Source organism: Leeia speluncae, assembly GCF_020564625.1.
Lineage (GTDB): Bacteria > Pseudomonadota > Gammaproteobacteria > Burkholderiales > Leeiaceae > Leeia > Leeia speluncae.
On sequence record NZ_JAJBZT010000009.1, the window covers coordinates 20865 to 37610 of the forward strand.

Annotated in this window: 18 protein-coding genes; 7 read left to right on the forward strand and 11 right to left on the reverse strand. The window is 44.6% G+C overall.

Translation table 11 applies throughout. The annotated features are described in order from the left end of the window. Nucleotides 1-78: 78 nt before the first annotated feature. The 7 genes from gltA to LIN78_RS14460 all read right to left on the reverse strand — a co-directional run bounded on the left by gltA (nucleotide 79) and on the right by LIN78_RS14460 (nucleotide 6062). Nucleotides 79-1368: a citrate synthase gene (gene gltA / locus LIN78_RS14430; protein WP_227181563.1), complete on the reverse strand. Its 1290-nt coding sequence runs from the start codon at nucleotides 1366-1368 to the stop codon at nucleotides 79-81. A gap of 175 nt (nucleotides 1369-1543) precedes the next feature. Beyond that, a complete protein-coding gene (locus tag LIN78_RS14435; protein ID WP_227181564.1) occupies nucleotides 1544-1777 on the reverse strand; it encodes an FAD assembly factor SdhE in 234 nt (77 codons plus the stop codon). Between the two features lie 62 nt (nucleotides 1778-1839). Further along, on the reverse strand, nucleotides 1840-2535 hold the full coding sequence (locus LIN78_RS14440) for a succinate dehydrogenase iron-sulfur subunit (protein ID WP_227181565.1): 696 nt from the start codon (nucleotides 2533-2535) through the stop codon (nucleotides 1840-1842). A 49-nt stretch (nucleotides 2536-2584) separates the two neighbouring features. After that, nucleotides 2585-4363, reverse strand: coding sequence for a succinate dehydrogenase flavoprotein subunit (sdhA, locus tag LIN78_RS14445; protein WP_227181566.1), 1779 nt, complete (start codon nucleotides 4361-4363; stop codon nucleotides 2585-2587). Continuing rightward, on the reverse strand, nucleotides 4364-4711 hold the full coding sequence (gene sdhD, locus LIN78_RS14450) for a succinate dehydrogenase, hydrophobic membrane anchor protein (RefSeq protein WP_227181567.1): 348 nt from the start codon (nucleotides 4709-4711) through the stop codon (nucleotides 4364-4366). After that, nucleotides 4708-5085, reverse strand: a complete 378-nt coding sequence (gene sdhC / locus LIN78_RS14455) for a succinate dehydrogenase, cytochrome b556 subunit (protein ID WP_227181568.1) — start codon at nucleotides 5083-5085, stop codon at nucleotides 4708-4710. Before sdhC ends, sdhD begins: the two co-directional genes overlap by 4 nt. Before the next feature lie 251 nt (nucleotides 5086-5336). After that, a complete protein-coding gene (locus tag LIN78_RS14460; protein ID WP_227181569.1) occupies nucleotides 5337-6062 on the reverse strand; it encodes a GntR family transcriptional regulator in 726 nt (241 codons plus the stop codon). Nucleotides 6063-6366: 304 nt separating this feature from the next. Between LIN78_RS14460 and LIN78_RS14465 the strand changes: the two genes are divergently transcribed. Both LIN78_RS14465 and LIN78_RS14470 read left to right on the forward strand, forming a co-directional pair. After that, nucleotides 6367-7353, forward strand: coding sequence for a malate dehydrogenase (locus tag LIN78_RS14465; protein WP_227181570.1), 987 nt, complete (start codon nucleotides 6367-6369; stop codon nucleotides 7351-7353). A 92-nt stretch (nucleotides 7354-7445) separates the two neighbouring features. Then, nucleotides 7446-8309 (forward strand): D-hexose-6-phosphate mutarotase, encoded by an 864-nt coding sequence (locus tag LIN78_RS14470; protein WP_227181571.1) that lies wholly within the window; start codon nucleotides 7446-7448, stop codon nucleotides 8307-8309. Between the two features lie 26 nt (nucleotides 8310-8335). On the opposite strand, the gene LIN78_RS14475 is transcribed toward LIN78_RS14470, so the two are convergent. Next, entirely contained in the window at nucleotides 8336-8803 is a 468-nt protein-coding gene (locus LIN78_RS14475) for an Lrp/AsnC family transcriptional regulator (RefSeq protein ID WP_227181572.1), read from the reverse strand. Between the two features lie 118 nt (nucleotides 8804-8921). Here LIN78_RS14475 and ctlX point away from each other — a divergent pair, with 118 nt between their 5' ends. After that, on the forward strand, nucleotides 8922-9884 hold the full coding sequence (ctlX, locus tag LIN78_RS14480; RefSeq protein WP_227181573.1) for a citrulline utilization hydrolase CtlX: 963 nt from the start codon (nucleotides 8922-8924) through the stop codon (nucleotides 9882-9884). Further along, complete coding sequence (gene astA / locus LIN78_RS14485) at nucleotides 9878-10915, forward strand: arginine N-succinyltransferase (protein WP_227181574.1); 1038 nt, start codon at nucleotides 9878-9880, stop codon at nucleotides 10913-10915. Before ctlX ends, astA begins: the two co-directional genes overlap by 7 nt. Here astA and LIN78_RS14490 read toward each other — a convergent pair. Next, nucleotides 10895-12808 (reverse strand): sigma 54-interacting transcriptional regulator, encoded by a 1914-nt coding sequence (locus LIN78_RS14490; RefSeq protein WP_227181575.1) that lies wholly within the window; start codon nucleotides 12806-12808, stop codon nucleotides 10895-10897. The genes astA and LIN78_RS14490 overlap by 21 nt on opposite strands. A 476-nt stretch (nucleotides 12809-13284) precedes the next feature. Beyond that, entirely contained in the window at nucleotides 13285-14190 is a 906-nt protein-coding gene (locus LIN78_RS14495; protein ID WP_227181576.1) for a LysR family transcriptional regulator ArgP, read from the reverse strand. A 107-nt stretch (nucleotides 14191-14297) separates the two neighbouring features. Here LIN78_RS14495 and LIN78_RS14500 point away from each other — a divergent pair, with 107 nt between their 5' ends. The 3 genes from LIN78_RS14500 to LIN78_RS14510 are packed head-to-tail and all read left to right on the forward strand — an operon-like array spanning nucleotide 14298 to nucleotide 16063. Then, nucleotides 14298-14903, forward strand: a complete 606-nt coding sequence (locus LIN78_RS14500) for a LysE/ArgO family amino acid transporter (RefSeq protein ID WP_227181577.1) — start codon at nucleotides 14298-14300, stop codon at nucleotides 14901-14903. A gap of 48 nt (nucleotides 14904-14951) precedes the next feature. Continuing rightward, entirely contained in the window at nucleotides 14952-15419 is a 468-nt protein-coding gene (locus tag LIN78_RS14505; protein WP_227181578.1) for an LEA/WHy family protein, read from the forward strand. Between the two features lie 20 nt (nucleotides 15420-15439). Then, complete coding sequence (locus LIN78_RS14510; RefSeq protein ID WP_227181579.1) at nucleotides 15440-16063, forward strand: phosphohydrolase; 624 nt, start codon at nucleotides 15440-15442, stop codon at nucleotides 16061-16063. Nucleotides 16064-16138: 75 nt separating this feature from the next. Here LIN78_RS14510 and rfbC read toward each other — a convergent pair whose 3' ends face one another. Then, entirely contained in the window at nucleotides 16139-16729 is a 591-nt protein-coding gene (gene rfbC / locus LIN78_RS14515; protein WP_227181580.1) for a dTDP-4-dehydrorhamnose 3,5-epimerase, read from the reverse strand. Between the last annotated feature and the right edge of the window lie 17 nt (nucleotides 16730-16746).

Genomic DNA, 16746 nt, shown 5'->3' on the forward strand with positions numbered 1-16746 from the left:
ATCACTAGAGAGTCAGGTTAAAGGGATGAGCACCATAGGCAAACCCACGGTCCGGTATTGCTACCGGACCTAGTGCCATTAGCGTTGCTCGATTGGTACGTAGTCGCGACGTTCTGCGCCAGTGTACAACTGACGTGGACGACCGATCTTCATACCTGGATCAGAAATCATTTCTGCCCAGTGAGAGATCCAGCCTACTGTACGAGACAGAGCAAAGATCGGGGTGAACATAGAAACAGGAATACCCAAGGCAGAAAGTACGATGCCTGAGTAGAAGTCTACGTTCGGGTACAATTTCTTAGATACAAAGTATTCGTCTTCTAGCGCAATCTTTTCTAAGCTCATTGCTAGCTTGAATAGTTTGCTGTCGTGTAGACCTAGTTCGTTCAATACTTCGTAGCAGGTCTCACGCATGATTTTCGCGCGTGGATCCATGTTTTTGTAAACACGGTGACCAAAGCCCATTAGCTTGAAGCTATCGTTCTTGTCTTTAGCACGTGCAATGAACTCAGGAATACGAGATTCATCACCGATTTCGTTCAACATTTTCAGAACAGCTTCATTAGCACCACCGTGCGCAGGGCCCCATAGACATGCGATACCAGCAGCAATACATGCAAATGGGTTAGCGCCAGAAGAACCAGCCAAGCGAACAGTTGAAGTTGACGCATTTTGCTCGTGATCTGCATGCAAGGTGAAGATGCGATCAAGTGCACGAGCTAAAATTGGATTTACTTTGTATTCAGCAACTGGTGTTGAGAACATCATGTGAAGGAAGTTCTCAGAGTAAGACAAACCAGCTTTTGGATAAGAGAACGGCAAACCTTTATTGTAGCGATAAGCCTGAGCAGCAATTGTAGGCAGTTTCGCAATCAAGCGGAATGCAGAGATCTCGCGATGACGTGCATCGCTGATATCCAATGAATCGTGGTAGAAAGCAGACAACGCACCAACCACACCCACCATGACAGCCATTGGGTGAGCATCGCGGCGGAAGCCTTTAAAGAATGATGAAATTTGATCATGAAGCATGTTATGACGCATCACAAGATGGTCAAATTCTGCTTTTTGTTCTGCAGTTGGCAATTCGCCATTCAATAGCAAATAACAAACTTCTAGATAATCGCTATTTTCTGCTAACTGCTCGATTGGGTAGCCACGGTAGTACAACAGACCTTGGTCACCATCGATAAAAGTAATTTTTGATTCGCAGCTTGATGTTGCCAAGAAGCCAGGATCATAAGTGAACATACCGGTCTTGCCGAGTGTGCGGATGTCGATTACATCAGGACCCAGCGAGCCAGAAAGCACTGGCAACTCGATTGACTGGTTATCACCGTAATTTAACGAAACCTTACCCTTTTCCATACTCTGCTCCACTTGAGTGCCCATTTGGCTTATCAGTGCTCGGACTGATGACGGGCGGGTTTTTCCGATTTATATGTCTAAATCTTAGTCGTATTTCTTTTTAGATCAGACTGACCATTTGTAACAGTAAAATCTGACTAAAGGTGTTATACGCTTCTATTGTGTAATTTATTATTTAAGCTGCTCTTAGCTTAGCCACCATTGAGTCCCAGCGCGGATTCGTGTTTTCTTTGCGCTCATTGATTAAGTCAAGAAGATCGTTATCTAGTTCCTCAAGAATTTCAACGTAGATATCTTGTTCTTCTTTCGTTAACCCATTCCACTCGCTAATCAAAAAACGCTCTAGGATGATGTCTAGCTCTAACAAGCCTCTGCGAGAACGCCATCTGATTTTGTCAAAATCACTCATTTCCCGACTTTCCATCTAAACCTAAGCTAGTAGGTTAACTAGCTTAGGTTGACGCCTACCAATTAAACAGCTCGTTTAACCATCAACTCTTTGATTTTACCAATCGCAAAAGTTGGGCTTAGTTCTTTTGGACATACATCAATACAGTTCATGATGGTATGGCAACGGAACAAACGATATGGATCATCTAGGTTATCTAGACGCGCATTTGTATCTTGGTCACGGCTATCAGCAATAAAGCGATAAGCAGCCAATAGACCTGCTGGACCCACAAACTTATCTGGGTTCCACCAGAAAGATGGGCAAGAGGTAGAACAGCACGCACACAAGATACATTCGTACAAACCATCAAGCAGTTCACGATCTTCAGGAGACTGAAGACGCTCTTTTTCTGGCGCAGGGTCGTTATTTACCAAGTATGGCTTGATTGAGTGATACTGCTTGAAGAACTGAGTCATATCGACAATCAGGTCACGAATCACTGGCAAGCCTGGCAATGGACGCAAAACAACTGGCTCTTGCACTTCTTTCAAGTTAGTAATACATGCCAAACCGTTTTTACCGTTAATGTTCATTGCATCTGAACCACAAACACCTTCACGGCATGAGCGGCGGAAAGCAATAGAATCATCTTGTTGTTTTAGACGAACAATCGCGTCTAACAACATACGGTCGGTTGGCTCTAACTGTACGTCGTACTCTTGTAGGTACGGCTTATCATCTTTATCTGGATCGTAGCGGTAAACTTGGAATCGCATTCGAGTATCCTTTTTTCCTGTTTTCAGTCTAACTAGCTAATTGCTTTGATTAGAAAGAACGGGTTTTTGGTGGAATAGAGTCAACAGTCAGTGGTTTCATGTTCACTGGTTTGTACTCTAGGCGGTTGCCTTCGCTATACCACAGAGTATGCTTCATCCATTCTTCGTCATTACGTCCGTTTGGATGAGCTGCAGAATCTGCAAAGTCTTCACGAGCATGCGCACCGCGACTCTCTTTACGAGCCTCAGCTGAAACGATGGTTGCTTTAGCAACTTCGATCAGGTTTTCCATTTCTAGCGCTTCTACACGAGCAGTGTTAAACACCTTGCTCTTGTCTTTAATCGCAATGTGGTTCACTCGCTCAGCGATTTCCATTACTTTAGTCACGCCCTCTTCTAGCAGTTTCTGATTACGGAATACACCGCAATGTGCCTGCATCGTCTTACGAAGAGAAAGACCAACATCTTGAGTTTGCTCACCAGACGTACGAGACTCTAGGCGATTCAAACGTGCCAAGGTGAAGTCAGCTGCATTTTTTGGCAATGGTTTAAGCACAGGGTTCTTCTTGTGGAAGTCCACAACATGGTTACCCGCTGCACGGCCAAACACGACCAAATCTAGTAATGAGTTAGTACCCAAGCGGTTTGCACCGTGTACAGATACACAAGAGCACTCACCAACTGCATACAAACCGTTGATCACTTCATTTGGATTACCATTCTTAGGCGCAACAACTTGGCCATGAATGTTGGTAGGAATACCACCCATTTGATAGTGAATAGTTGGCACCACAGGGATTGGCTCTTTCAAGCAATCCACGTTGGCAAACTTCAGTGCAATCTCACGGATAGACGGCAGTTTTTTAATGATTTTTTCTGGGTCTAGGTGAGTTAAATCTAGCAATACGTGATCGCCATTTACACCACGACCTTCTTTAATCTCTTGGTCCATTGAGCGTGAAACGAAGTCACGTGGAGCCAAATCTTTCAGTGTAGGCGCATAGCGTTCCATGAAACGCTCACCGTTTACGTTTCGAAGAATACCACCTTCGCCACGCACACCTTCGGTAATCAGTACGCCGGCACCAGCAACACCTGTTGGGTGGAACTGCCAGAATTCCATATCTTCTAGAGGAATACCAGCGCGAGCAGCCATACCTAGGCCGTCACCCGTATTGATAAAGGCGTTAGTTGATGCAGCAAAAATACGACCAGCACCACCCGTTGCAAACATCACGGTTTTTGCGTGCAAGATCATCACGTCGCCAGTTTCCATTTCTAGCGCCGTCACACCCACCACATCACCTTCTTCATCACGAATCAGGTCTAGTGCCATCCACTCAACGAAGAACTGAGTATTTGCTCTTACATTGCGCTGGTATAGCGTATGCAATAGAGCGTGACCAGTACGGTCAGCCGCAGCACAGGCGCGAGGCACTGGCTTTTCACCGTAGTTAGAAGAGTGACCGCCAAATGGACGCTGATAAATAGTACCGTCTGCGTTACGGTCAAAAGGCATACCAAAATGTTCTAGTTCGTAAACTACTTTTGGTGCTTCACGGCACAAGTATTCGATTGCATCTTGGTCACCAAGCCAATCAGAACCCTTAACGGTATCAAAGAAATGATAGTGCCAGTTGTCTTCTGCCATGTTACCCAAAGAGGCACCAATACCACCTTGAGCAGCAACTGTATGTGAACGTGTTGGAAACACCTTAGACAAAACAGCAACTTTAAGACCCGCTTCTGCCAACTGCAAAGCAGCACGCATACCTGCGCCACCCGCACCGACAATCACCGCATCAAATGTTCTTACAGGTAGGGACATTTATACACTCCAGATGATATTTACTGAGTAAATCAGGGAAGCCAACAACCAAAGAATAGTTAGCACATGCAGTGCTAGTCTTAGGCCAACTGGCTTGATGTAATCCATCCAAAGATCACGTACACCTACCCATGCATGTAACAACAAGGCAATAAAAGTAATTAAGGTAAAGACTTTTACTGCGTGGTTGGCAAACAAACTTCTCCAACCTTCATGATCATGAGGAATACAAAGTAAAATAACCACAAAAGCAACCAAGTAAGCCAGCATTACCACTGCGGTTACACGTTGCATAATCCAGTCGCGCAGGCCGTAATGGGCGCCTGCAATAATTCTATTTTTGCTCATAGCAACACCACCCCACCAATCACCAAGGTCAGCGCAATGCTGATTACCATTACTAATTTAGCGCTTGCTTGTGCCGTTGGCTTTTTCAAACCGATGTGCATATCTAACAATAAGAAACGCACACCCGCACAGGCGTGATGCATAAATGCCCAGATAAAACCTAGAGAAACCAGTTTCACGAGTGGATTTGAGAAAAATGACTTAGCTGCTTCGAAAGCGGCACCAGAGGTCAGGGAGAGATGCAACAGATACATAAGGAAGGGAAGACCTAGAAAGAGACCAACACCGCTAATACGATGCAGGATGGAAACTTTTCCTGGCCATGGCAACTTGATTTTCGCGATATCAAGGTGCTTTGGTCGCACTTTTTGCATTGTTTTGTTTTCCTAAACTCAACACTTTTGTATCACCTAAGCAATACGCAAATGATGTTAACGCCACACTAGTCAGTTAGGGGAACCGCTAGCACCACGGAAACGCCATCGGGATAACCCCATGTCACACCCGATAGAGAAACATGTCGATTTTAACAAATTTCCTTGCCAAGAAGCGACGTAAAACAAATGTTTCTCAAATTTTAGTAAACAGCACCAGCCTGTCCATACAATTCTTTGCTCTTTTGAAGCTAAGCACTGCGGTACATGCACCTTCTTGAGTCTACCCAGATCCGACGCCACTCAAAAATCGTAGCATTCATTTCTGTTGTACAACGCTCCACTTTTAGCACAGGGACGTTATCGGTAAATCGAACCCAATCCGCCTCTATACTGCCTGCAGCCATGAACCACTCGGTTGCTGCAGAAACCCTTACACCAAACTCTGCTAAGTAAAGCTTATATAACTTTCCGGCGTGTTGTTTGATCAGTCTTGCATCTACTCGATCAAACCGTGATGCATCTAATGTAACTTCATCAAATGCAACCAACTGCCCAGATAGCCGCCAAGCTCGACGAATATTTATCACAGGAGTGTTACGTTTTATACCGAGCCCTTCTGCGACTCGATCCGTTGCGATGCCTTTAGAACAAGAAAGTAACTCTGGTTCAATTCGATCTTTCAGGCTAGAAAACTCTGCCCCATGAAAAACCAACCTTGCATCACCCCACTCTTCAGGCCAGTCGGAAACAAACGTCCCAACACCTTGCCTCCTTACCAGCAACCCTTCAGCCACCAGTACATTTAATGCTTTTCTTACCGTTCCTTGACTCACCGTAAACTCGTCTGCCAATGCAAACTCCGAGGGAATCATTTCTCCAGCAAGCCAAACAGAATCCGAAATTTTTTGCAGCAATTGAAATCTAACTTGCTGATACAGCGGCAAAAATTGCACGTCTTTTATTTGATGCTGCATTTTTATCACCCTATAGTTTAACTGTCTACCCTTATCTTATATAAGACATAAGACAGTAAGCAAATCTTACATGATTTACCCCTGTTTGGGTATCGTCAAAATAGGGTCAACGTGCTAGACTTAATGCGGTTGTTTAAGAATGCACGCCCCCTTCTATATAACGTGCAAAATCAAAGTGTTGCCAAGTTGCTGTTATGCAACAATTTTATGTTAGGCAATCCTTATGACTCACCTGCGGGGTATTCGCTCAGTTTTATAAATTGGGTAAGACTACTTAGCAGACAACGTTGGAGCACGAATCCTCATGAAAGCACCTGTACGTGTTGCAGTGACCGGCGCAGCCGGCCAAATCGGTTATAGCTTGTTGTTCCGTATTGCTAGCGGTGAAATGCTAGGCAAAGATCAGCCAGTTATTCTTCAGCTATTAGAAGTTCCAGTTGAGAAAGCTCAACAAGCGCTTAAAGGCGTGATGATGGAACTTGAAGATTGCGCATTCCCTCTGCTAGCTGGCATGGTAGGCACTGATGATCCTAACGTAGCATTCAAAGATGCTGACGTTGCTTTGCTAGTTGGCGCACGTCCACGTGGCCCAGGCATGGAACGTAAAGACTTGCTACAAGAAAATGCAAAGATCTTTACCGTTCAAGGTAAAGCATTGAATGACGTTGCTAGCCGCGACGTTAAAGTATTGGTTGTTGGTAACCCAGCAAACACCAATGCATATATTGCAATGAAGAGCGCACCTGATCTTCCTGCTAAGAATTTCACCGCAATGTTGCGTCTTGATCACAACCGCGCATTGTCTCAATTGGCTGCAAAATCTGGTAAAGCAGTTGCAGAAATTGAAAACATGGTTGTTTGGGGTAACCATAGCCCAACCATGTACGCAGACTACCGTTTTGCGACCGTTGGCGGCGAAAGCTTGAAAACCTTGATCAATGATGAAGAGTGGAACCGCACGAACTTCTTACCTACCGTTGGTAAGCGTGGCGCAGCGATCATCGAAGCACGTGGCTTGTCTTCTGCTGCATCTGCAGCAAATGCAGCAATTGATCACATCCGTGACTGGGTACTAGGCACGAATGGTAAATGGGTTACGATGGGTATTCCTTCAGATGGCTCTTATGGCATCCCTGAAGGCGTTATCTACGGTGTTCCAGTTACTTGTGAAAACGGCGAATACAAGCGCGTTGAAGGCTTGGAAATCGACGAATTCAGCCGTGACCGCATGAACCATACACTAGCAGAACTAGAAGAAGAGCGCGCAGGCGTTGCTCACCTACTAGGTTAATCTAGCGTTGTGATGCGTAAAAGGCCTGTCTCTTGACAGGCCTTTTTTACATACTTTTTGCAATTAAACCTTTTGATCGAAATGGCGTAACGATGAGCCTTCAAGCCTTAATTGAGTCTTCACCTTATTTTTCCATTACGAATGAAGGTGAATTAACCCTGTTAACAATGAATGCCCCATGGGGACAAGCCGTTATTTCTACCCAAGGTGCGCAATTACTCAGTTACATACCAGCTGATCAAACAGACTTGCTTTGGCTATCTCCAAACGCCAAGTTTGCAAAAGGCAAAGCAATTCGTGGCGGCATACCGATTTGCTGGCCATGGTTCGGTGCACATGACGGCGAAGAAAAATATCCTGCACATGGCTACGCCCGTACCAGTGAATGGCAGTGCACTCAAATTCAGGTATTTGAACATCAAGCCAAAATCAACTGGACTCTTGCCTCCAACCCAGCATACCCACCCTACGCATCCAATATGGAATTAGAGATGACGCTTGGTGAGGATATCTTGCTACAAGTGCGTTTTACCCATACAGGTGAAATTCCTGAACGTTACGGCATTGCATTACACAGTTACTTTCCTGTGACTTCAATCAACCAGACAAGTATCTCTGGTTTAAATGGCAAGATGTATTTTGATAAAACCAATTCTTCTATCCAAAAGCAAATTGGCGATGTTTCTTTTAGCGGCGAAGTTGATCGTGTTTACAAAGATGTAAAAGGTGAATGTGTTTTAAACACTAATAATCAGCGTATTCAGATTAGTTCACTTGGTTTTCAGAATGCCATCGTGTGGAACCCTGGTGAACAACTTGGCAGTTCAATGGGGGATATTGGACCAGATCATTGGGATAGCTTTGCTTGTGTTGAAAATGGCAATATCCAAGAGCACTCTCCTATGCTGATAAAAGGAGAACAATTTGTTGGTACGATTAGAATCGCTCGTAGATAACTAGCAAAGCCTAGTTTATTAGATGGCTATTTGATCACTTGCATTTCTGGTGCGCATACAATGCGACTAATCGCCAATTTCGGATCGGATAGCCACTCGTTACAGATTGTCTGATAGGCTTCCATGTCTTTACAGCGAAGCCTGATGAAATAATCAATCGCACCACCAACCAACCACGCATTAACGACAGCAGGATGTTTTGCTAGTTTTTGTTCGAATGCCGCAAATGAAGATCGGTTTTGCTGGGTATCCATGATTACTTGCAGTAGCAAAATTAAGCCATCTTCCCGATCTGGCTTAGCGATGACGGCTTGATACCCTTGAATCACACCAAGCTTTTCTAGTTTCCTCACCCGTTCTTGGCATGGCCGAGCAGTTAAACAGACTTGATCCGCTAGCTTTTGATAACTAATCCGTCCATCTTTGGCTAAGACTTCTAAAATCTTATGGTCAATTCGGTCTAATTGGTTTGCATCCATCTTTCCACCATTCATGCTGCTTTATCCGTTAAAAACAGCATAAACCCGCTGTCCTTTCCATCCGAAACCACGCATTTCAATTTGTTAGGTATCAGAAAATATTGCTTTCAAACCAGCAATTGGCATTGAGCATATGCAAACCACTTCTGACATCCTCATGATTAGACCTGCGAATTTCTCCTGCAATGTTGAAACCGCTTCGAGTAACGCATTTCAACGTAAAACACAGATGGATGTCATGCCAGAAGTCGCTGCGATGAAGGAATTCGACGCATATGCAGCAAAGTTAGTTGATGCAGGTATTCATGTGCATCTTGTGGATGACACTCCGCACCCAGTTAAACCAGATGCATGCTTCCCTAACAATTGGTTCACCACCCATTCTGATGGAACAGTCGTTTTATATCCGATGGCAGCGAGTAATAGGCGACTGGAACGCCGCATGGACATTATTGAAGGATTAGCAAGACATTTTGAAATTGAACAAGTTGTAGATTTAAGCCTATTTGAGCGAGAAGGAAAATTTCATGAAGGCACTGGGGTTATGGTGTTTGATCATGCACAGGATTTGGCTTTCATTTGCAGATCCTTACGATCACATCCCCATGTAATGGAACGTCTAAACCAAACGCTAGGCACAAAAGCGTATTGGTTTGATGCGGTAGACAAAAATAATCAGGCCATCTACCACACCAATGTAATGATGTCTGTCGGCAAAACGATTGCGGTTGTCTGTATGGAGGCCATCAAAAACCCACATCAACAAGCATTTATTCGACAGCGTTTAGTCTCTGAAAATAGAGTACTCATCGACATCACGTATGAGCAAATGCAGCAATTCTGTGGCAATGTTTTAGCGTTGCACAATCGAGCACACGAACCAGTTCTTGCGCTATCAGAACGCGCTTGGCACGCATTTAACACTCATCAAAAGAAATTAATTGAGAAACAAGCCCAACCAGTGATCGCCAATTTAGAAACTATTGAGACTCTTGGTGGTGGCGGGGCTAGATGCATGATTGCAGAAATTTTCCTACCTAAACGAAACTCATCAGCACTTAGCACCCAGCAAGTTGAAGAGGACATTATATGTTAATTCGCCCTGTAGCAATAAAAGATCTTGATGGCTTAATTGCGCTAGCGAATGAGGCAGGCACGGGCTTAACGTCCCTGCAACCCAATAGAGAGCAATTGAAAGCGCGGATTGAGCGGAGCATTCAGACCTTTCGACAAACAGCAGAACAAGCTGATCAAGGCTATCTTTTTGTTTTAGCTGATAGTAATGACGAACCGGTTGGGGTATGCGGGATTGAAGTAGCACTTGGGCTATCCACACCGTGGTACAACTATCGCGTTGGCACGGTAAGCCACATGTCCGCAAGCTTGGGCGTGGCACAGCATGTACCTACTTTATTTTTATCAAATGACCATACAGGGCATAGCGAACTATGTACCTTATTTTTAGCGCCGGCAGCAAGAGGCAATCAGAATGGGCAGTTACTCTCGAAATCTCGGTTGCTATTTATAAACGTGTTTCGTGAGGCGTTTGGCCAGAAAGTCGTAGCAGAAATGCGGGGCGTATCCGATGAAAATGGGCTATCTCCTTTTTGGGAAAGCCTTGGAAAACATTTCTTTTCAATGGAGTTCGCAAAAGCGGATTATCTATCAGGCGTGGGGGACAAACAATTTATCGCAGAGTTAATGCCGAAATTTCCGATCTACACGAGTTTACTTTCTGAAGACGCTCAGGCCGTCATCGGCAAAGTACATCAAAACACTGCACCCGCAAGGAAAATGCTGGAAGCAGAAGGATTGCAGTACCAAGGATATATCGACATTTTCGATGGGGGAGCCACACTCGAAGCATACATAGATGACTTGCGAATCATCAAAGAATCGACGAATGAAACAGCAAAGCCGATACTTGAAGCAGAAACAAACACGGCAGAGCTGCCACATATTAGCTACTTGGTGGCCAACCAACAATTACCAAACTTTCGATGCATTCTGAAAAGAGCCTCCTCCACAGCGGAGGCTAGTCATTTAACGGATAGAGAGTTTCATTTATTAAACGTAGACAGCAAAGACACGCTGCATATTGTGCCTTTATCTCCCAACATCCCGTAATTTGAGCTTTCGCCAAAGCGTGGTTCGGCTAATACCTAAGAGGGCGGCTGTTGCCTGCAAGTCGCCTCCTGTTTGCTGTAATGCATCTTCCAAGCTAGTAGTTGAATCTACTTTTTCTGGTGTTATAGTTGATTTCTCGATACGCAACTCTGGCAAAATGTCTGCCATTGCTGCGTAGTCGATTTTTCCTAATGCTGTGACATAAACCACGGTTCGTTCGATTAAATTTTCAAGCTCACGCACATTTCCCGGCCAATGGTAATGCTCGGCTAGGCTCCAAAACACTTTCGATAACTCGTTTGGATCAATATAAACAGCAGATCGGCGCATAAACTGAACCACAAAGTGGGAGATCAATTGACGAATATCCCCAGCCCGCATCCTAAGTGGTGAGAGATGAAGTGATAGGATGTTGAGTCGATAGAATAAGTCGGCCCTGAAAGTTTGTGCTTTTACTTTTTCTAATAGATTGGCATGCGTTGCGGCAATCACCCTGACATCGACATAAATCGGTTCGCTAGCCCCCAGCCTTAGCACTTCTTTTTCTTGTAAAACACGAAGCAACCTAGTCTGAAGCGCGAGTGGCATATCACCAATTTCATCGAGAAAAATCGTTCCTTTATGAGCGAGTTCTATTAAGCCGGCTTTGCCACCCTTTCGACTACCAGTAAAAGCGCCCTCTTCGTAACCAAATAATTCGGACTCCAATAATGTCTCAGGAAATGCCGCACAATTCACCGCAACAAAGGGGCTAGATTTTCTTTGTGATTTTAGATGAATCCCCTGAGCAAATAACTCTTTACCCGTACCCGACTCACCCAAGATAAGTACTGATGCATCACTTGGCGCATATAAAGTGGCCAATTCTTTTGAATGTTGAATTTGTGGGGAGCCACCGACAATATCTTCTAATTGATACTTTGCCGAAAACTGTTTTCGACTAACCTGATGGCGCAATGTCCGATCTGCCTGCTCGATACGCGAGGCCTCTTGAAAGGTGAGTAGCGCCCCTCTTTGCTGCCCATGCTCGATCATCGGCGTGCGATGGGTAATTAGCCGTCTTTGCCCCACACTGACCACTAAATCTAACTGAGACTCACCACTCTGCAATACTTCGGCTAGCGAAAGTAATGGTTGAACGTCTGACAGCTTCCTACCAAACAATCGATCAGACGAGCTATTAAATAAATTGGCAGCCGCATCATTAATCGTCTGTATGCATTCATGGGCATCCACTGCAATGACACCTTCTGATAAGCCTTTCACAATTTGATTTAATTGCCCACGCTTCTCCTCTTGGTCTGTCGTTACTTTTGCTAAGGCGATGCCCTCATCAATGGCACGTTTTAACGCATCAATTGAATAGATGATTACCGCAGGCAATCCCTGCTGCTCAGCCCAATCAGCAACAATACTAGACCCGACAACGACGTATTTTTTTTGCCGTTGTCGGTAGTCAGCAAGAATCGATAATGCTTCTGCATTATCTTGAAACTCAACAACTTCAACAGGGATGGATAATAGACCACGAAATGACTCAAACACGCTGACTAGTGCATGTTTTGCTAGCAATAAGATCGTTGCTCCATTGGTAAGAGCCAATTGCTGCGCTTGCTGTATGGCCAGCAGTAGATCAAACCCCGTGACTTTGATAATAGAAACAGGATAATTGGTATTCGCCTTTAGCCATCGTGCGTTAGCACTGGCAGCAATTAATACGTCAGGTGGCAACGAGGTTGATGATCGCAGAGAAAGTTCATGAAATGCCGCCTCTGCAGGCATATCCAACACTTGAACATCCAGATAACCAGAATAATCTGATAGGACAGACCTAGCTAAGGCAGCTAAACGCCTGTAGGCAATGATTGCTATACGTGGTTTTCTAGAAGGCATTTCATTTCCCACCTTGTTTCATGTTTCAAAGTATAAAACAATGAAACATTCATTTGAAACAAAATCCAATCAATGAAATTATCCAAGAAAGAAAATTCACCCGCAATAAAACGCTATCTTATTGATTTTATTAGATAGTTAGATTTCTTCTGAGAATACACAACATCTGGCACGGCATTTGCTAAATATAAAGCAACAGCGATAACAGACGAACAGTTTAGAAATGAATGCCAGATTCGCTACCTACACGATTCAGCAAATAAAGTCTGAGCATTCATTGCCACCGGGATGATGACTCCCCCACTTGGTACATTAATTGTTGCAGCAATGAATGAGAAAACCAAACATCATCCCGGGTTGGTCCCCTCTTACCAATGGGATAAAAAATGAATAAATCCCATACCCGACACGCAGGCGTCTCCGGTGCCTGCGATGACTGAAACCCCGCCATGAGCGGGGTATTTTTTTACGCCTAATCAGGGTTGAATGAGATATTGCCGCGCCATCTCTACGATATGCTTTGATAGCCGTTCCATTTTTGGGGTTTGCAATTGCCAATGATGCCAATACAGATACACATCTACAGGATGATCGGGATAGATTTCAAAAAATTCTGCGCGGTCTAACCAAGGTGCCATTTGCACCTCAGGCAGCATTCCCCATCCCAAACCAAGTGAAACCGCTTGAAGATAGGGTTCTGATGCAGGCAAATAATGGCAGGGATAACTACCTTCTGTTAAGCCAAAATGAGTAATCAACCAGTCTGCCTGCAAGCGATCTTTATTATTAAAAACAAGTACAGGCGCTTTACGCAAAGATTCTCGAGTAGTGCCATCGGATAACCATCTCGCCTGATATGCCTTCGAACAAACGGCTCGGTAGCGCATACTCCCTAATGGCACCGCCACACAGCCTTTCATTGGCTCGACTTCTGCCGTCACGCAGCCAATGGCCATCCCTGCTTTGAGTAGTTCATGAGTGTAATCCTGATCATCCACAGTCAAATCGACCAGAATATTTTCCTTAATCAGAAAATCCGATAAGGCAGGCAAAAACCAACTACTTAGCGTGTCGGCATTCACCGCCAGTGCCACACTCAGCATATCCTCTTGATCGCCAACTAAGTCATTCGCCAGTTCGGTTGCCAATAACTTTGCTCGGTGCAGATATTGCAACACCCGCTGCCCATGGGGTGTTACCCGAATAGGCCTAGTTCGCACAACAAGCGGCTTCCCTAATCGCGTTTCCATTAGCTTAATTCGCTGAGAAATTGCGGATGGGGTAACAAAAAGTTGTGCCGCCGCTTGCTCGAAGCTTCCTGTTTCTGCCACCGCCATTAATGCTTCAGCTTGTTTCAAGTCGATGAAATCTAAAACATCCATGCCGCCACCAATATTAAGAAAAATTAATGATTCAGTAGATTTATTAAATATTATTTCAAATAAAGATGCAATGACTGACAATGCCTTCAACGAACAAGGAGTGCATTATGTTTTTACCCGTTTATTTACAAGGCATGGGGCTAGGTGGTGGTTTAATCATGGCTATTGGCGGTCAGAATGCTTATGTTCTGCGTACAGCCCTAAAAAAACAACATGTGAGCTTAACCGTCCTCGTTTGCATTATTTGCGATATGGCATTAATAGCTGCAGGCGTTGCAGGAATGGGCGCATTGATTGAAAAAACCCCCATCTTAATGAAATTCGCTAAATATGGCGGTGCGCTCTTTTTATTTTGGTATGGGCTCAACGCATGGAAAGCCGCTTTTAAAAATGACTCGTTAGATGCTAGTGCCCCAATTAAAGCGATAGGCGTTAAAGAGGCATTAGCCACCGTGCTAGCTATTACGCTACTAAACCCACACGTGTATTTAGACACTGTCGTCTTACTTGGCTCCATCGGTGGACAACATGGTGGTATTGCAAAATGGTGGTTTGCACTCGGTTCAATGACAGCTTCTTGCTTATGGTTTATCTCTTTAGGTTATGGCGCAAGATTATTAGCCCCACTCTTTGCCAAACCAATTGCATGGCGCATTTTAGATGTGATTGTCGGCACAGTAATGTGGGGATTAGCCATCAGTCTAGTAGTGTGATATTTCCCGATGGCGTACAATATGTTTTTGTATGCCATCGGTGTTAGCATGCGTTCATCCTTCACAACTTTTCTTCTTTTCTGTTTTTCAGTTTTTCTAGCGGGCTGTGCTAGTTTAAAAAATAAAATTGAAAAACCAACCATCAGTTCGGTCGCTATCGAGTTAAAACAACTAGACGCCAATAGCCAAACACTTGCCGTTACGCTGACGCTAAAAAATCCAAATGGTTTTACGATTCCAATCACAAAACTGGCCATCGATTTGAGCATTAACCAACAAGGCGTTATTTCTGGTGCATCGACAGAGCAAGTCAATCTTCCAGCCAAGGGAGAAGGCAAAGTAACGCTATTACTATCGACTAACCTATATAAGCTAGTGCCTACTTTTAGAACATGGGTAAAGAATCCAACGATTGGTTTACCTTACCAACTAACCGGCAAAGCATCGCTCCCGCTAATTAGCAATGGTATTTCTCTAGATTACCAAGGGAAATGGGTCCCTCCTTCTCCGTTTTAATTGATTTGAATTCGTATTTTATGAGTAACACTAGCCAACGCGCATGGGTGCGCATGCCATCAGGCAAACGATTAGACTTATTAAACCCGACCCCTTTTGATTGGGAAGACGAGGATTTAGCACTAGGCCTCGCAAGAACCTACCGTTGGGGGGGGCATTCAGCATGGCCGCTACCTTTATCCGTTGCTCAACATTCCATTGCGGTGATGCTACTTCGTCAGGAAATGAACAAGGGAAACTTATCCCCCCTACAGCAGTTACGCGAACTACTACATGATGCAGAAGAAGGTTTGTTAGGTTTTGACTGTATTTCGGTGCTGAAGCCGTTTATGGGGGAAGGTTTTAAGAAACTCAGCACGAGGCTAGAACACGCGGTATTTTTACGTTATGGATTACCTAGCTGGAATGTAGAAGATAAAGCGGAACATAAACGCGCAGATCGAGTAGCCGCCGCCTCAGAAGCCTTACATGTGGTTGGCTGGAGCAAGGAAGAAATTCGACAAACACTAAAGATACGTCTCCATCCAAAAGAAGCAGATATTCTTGCTGCTCATTATGGTGATACGCCTTGGGAACCTTGGACGCCAGAAAAAGCTAGGTCGCGTTTTCTAGAGCAGTTACAACGACTGATTAAACAACTCTAATTGATCGGCGACATTGAATAACCTGCGTGTTGTATTCATTCAATGTCGCCCTACCTGTGACAACAAGACAAACTATCAAGCATTACCTTGTTCAGTATTCAATACTGTTTCTATGTCTCTCATCGCATCAACTAAGGCCATCCCTACCTGATCTTTCGCAGATAACGCTGGGGTCATCCCCTCTATCGGCCAGTCAATCCCAATGTCAGGATCGTTCCAAGCAATGCAACGCTCTAACGCGGGCATGTAGTAGTCAGTCGTTTTGTATAAAAAGTCTGCAGAGTCAGATAGCACGACAAACCCATGCGCAAATCCTTCAGGCACCCATAGTTGGCGATGGTTTTGGCCGGTCAGCATAACGCCTACCCATTTCCCAAAGGTAGGTGAGTCTTGACGAATATCCACCGCCACATCAAATACTTCGCCAGCGACGACACGCACCAACTTGCCTTGGGGATGTGGTGGCAATTGATAATGCAATCCGCGCAGCACACCTTTGGATGAGCGCGAGTGATTATCTTGTACGAAAGTTCGTTTTAAACCCGTTGCTTCTTCAAATTGCGCTTGATTGAAGCTTTCAAAGAAGAAACCTCGGTCATCACCGAATACTTTTGGCTCTAAAATCAGCACTTCTGGAATGGCCGTTTTTACTACTTGGTAAGGCATGTCGGATCCTGTCTTGA